General features: G+C 32.2%; 2 protein-coding genes and 2 pseudogenes. 3 read left to right on the forward strand and 1 reads right to left on the reverse strand.

Annotation, left to right across the window (positions count from 1 at the left end; genetic code table 11):
* The 3 genes and pseudogenes from IC220_RS06805 to IC220_RS07950 form a co-directional block, all read left to right on the forward strand.
* A partial coding sequence (locus IC220_RS06805) for a helix-turn-helix domain-containing protein (protein WP_188153702.1) occupies positions 1–419 on the forward strand: 419 nt, incomplete at its 5' end.
* Positions 420–517: 98 nt separating this feature from the next.
* On the forward strand, positions 518–1,507 hold the full coding sequence (gene wmk / locus IC220_RS06810; RefSeq protein WP_188153703.1) for a WO male-killing family protein Wmk: 990 nt from the start codon (positions 518–520) through the stop codon (positions 1,505–1,507).
* Between the two features lie 192 nt (positions 1,508–1,699).
* Positions 1,700–1,825: pseudogene (locus IC220_RS07950) on the forward strand (helix-turn-helix domain-containing protein); the annotation flags it as partial.
* Here the strand turns inward: IC220_RS07950 and IC220_RS07955 are convergent.
* A pseudogene (locus IC220_RS07955) lies at positions 1,826–2,769 on the reverse strand (phage tail tape measure protein); the annotation flags it as partial.

Genomic DNA, 2,769 nt, shown 5'->3' on the forward strand with positions numbered 1-2,769 from the left:
TAAAAGAGTGGAGGTTGAGAAAAGAATATACCCAAATAGATTTAGCGAGCAAAGTTGGTATAGCAAGTCAAAGGATATATGAATATGAACAAGGTCGATCTACTGTTTCACTTGAAACGTTGGACGAAATAGCAAAGGTATTATCAATTAGTATGGCAGATCTACTTCCTGAATCAACAGAAGATGAGGATAGAGAAGCAGGAAAAGAGCTATCAGATTTGATAGAAGAATACAAAAAGATAGAGAGTCAGGAATTACGAGGTGTGCTAATCAAGTCTTTATTTGAGGGTATATGTGTTTGTAGAGAAAAAGTTAGAGAGGCAAAAAAGGTAGAAATTGCAAAGCATCTAGTTAAAGAAGGAATTTCAATAGATATTATTGTACAAACAATAGGTTTATCTGCTGATCAAATTGTATAATTTTTGTAATAAAATATGTTATACAGCCAGTCGGGCAGGAAAATACTGGATTTTGATAAAACTTTAATGTATATTAGTTTCTATAAATGAGGGTATATATGTTTACTTCTGTAAGAAAAAACGACTTTGTCTATGATGACCTAGAGCATATTGGCTCACTAAACTATGAGATGGGGAAAAAAATAGAAGGTTATAGGGTAATACATGGATATAGTCAGGCAGAATTAGCAAACAAAATTGGTTTAACATATCAGGAACTAAATCAGTTTGAATTAGGGTGCAAACCGATCACAATCAAAAGGTCATACATAATAGCAGAAGCATTATCAGTTAGTGTTATAGACCTACTTCCAGAACCAACAGTATTAAAAGAAAGCAGTAGGTATGAAGATGAAGAAATAGTTTATCTAACGAAAATATATGGAGAAATTGAGGACGAAGAATTACGTAAGAAGCTCTATCCATTAGTCAAGTTTGTATATGTGAGCGAAGAAATTAGTAAAGAAGAAGTAAAAATAGAAGTGGCAAAAAATCTAGTTAAGGAAGGAGTAACAGTTGAGATTGTCTCCCAAGTAACGGGCCTATCTACTTATGAATATAATGATACAGAGAAGGAATTTTGTACTGATTCTATACTCTACAGAGTAGGAAAAAAAATAAAAGAGAGAAGGCTAATATTAAAATGCACTCAGGAAGACTTGGCAAAAAAAATCGGTTCAACACCTAAAGAAATACACAACTATGAGCTAGGACATATCGATATTCCAATTGAAATATTATATAAGGTAGCAAAGGCATTGTCAGTTAATATTAAAGTTTTATTTCAAGAACCAACGGAATATGGAAATGAAAGTAGTAAAAATTTATTGGGTTTGATAGGTGGATATAAGAAGATTGGTAATCAAGAATCACGAGATATATTAGATGCGTTAGTTAAGTTTCTATCTGAAGGTATGCAGACTAGCAAAGAAAAAATTAAAAAAGCGGAAAGAATCAGGGTTGCAAAAAATCTAGTTAAAGTAGGTGTTACTGTTGATATTATCTTACGAATAACTGGCCTAACTGCTGATGAATTGGATGCTAGCTGAATGCGTATTTTACCATATTATTGAGAAATCTCAGGTATTTATGATTTTTGCAATAGTGTGCTGTTTTATATGCTCCTAGAAGTTGTTTTTGGCTTAGGTGGCATTGTCTAAGGATAAACTGTCTTGATCACATATTTAGTACTTTTTTGATAAGTTTACTATAAATTTAAGTAGTTAAAGCAAAAAGTGAAAATGAATATTGATAAATTGGAAAATGAAGAGCTTAATTTCATCGATGCCATTATAGGAAAAAAGATAAGACAGTTCAGGCTCACTCGAGGCTTTACACAAAGTGAACTTGCAGAAAAAATAGGGATTTCATATCAACAGATACAGAAATATGAAAATGGCACAAATCACATTAGTATCAAACAAAACGTCTCGCGACTTTTCTCTTATTCTTTTTATCACTGCATCAGCAAGACTACGAACATCCTGACTTGGTGCTGCTTGTATGCTGATATTAAAATAATTGTGTTGAGTTTGGTTAAAAGTTTTATTTTCTGTTTTACTTTCAAACTTGTTTTTTAGGTACTCTTTAAATGTATTATCTTTTTCCTCTTCTTCTCTGCTAGATCTTTTCTCTTCTATTACGCTTTTAAACTTAATATTATTTTTACTATTCTCAGAGACTTTTTTAAGCACGTTATTATTTAATAAAGGATTTTCATTATTAAAAATACCATTTTTAAAAAGTATACTACTATTTTTTCCATCAACTAATGAAACAACGCTTTTTCTCTTTTCAAATTCTTTTATGGGACTATTTTCTGAGATTTTTCCAAATATGCTACTAACAGTACTTCCCATCCATGAAAAGGCTTCTCCTACAGGTTTTATTATAGATTTTATATACTCCCAAAAGCTAGCAAAGAAACTTTTTACCTTCTGCCAATTAGTAATGACAAGAGCTGCCCCAGTAACAAGTCCAGTGATCAAAAGCCCTATGGGGTTACTCATTACAGCTAATGATATTGCCCTCAACCCTGTTATTACGGCAGGAAAGACTGTAGCTGATAAAAATGAAAATACTCCAATTAGGTTTGCTTTAAGAGCAAAAATCGTACTTCCTAATAATGTAAACCCATAACCTAGTCCTACTGCTGCGATTTTTAAACTTATCAAGGCTGTTACAGTACCCATGATTGCTGTGGTTAAAGTTGGATATTTTTCTGCAAACTCTGCTACATATCTAGTTTTTTCCTGCAAGAACTCAGCTATGGACTTTAAAGTAGGCAACATCACTGAACCTAAGTTCATAC

Origin of the sequence: Wolbachia endosymbiont of Pentalonia nigronervosa (assembly GCF_014534705.1) — a bacterium.
Classification (GTDB): domain Bacteria; phylum Pseudomonadota; class Alphaproteobacteria; order Rickettsiales; family Anaplasmataceae; genus Wolbachia.

What these genes read in the sequence shown, in the direction of transcription:
- wmk (WP_188153703.1), top strand. Translation starts at nt 518, where the DNA reads ATGTTTACTTCTGTAAGAAAAAACGACTTTGTCTATGATGACCTAGAG.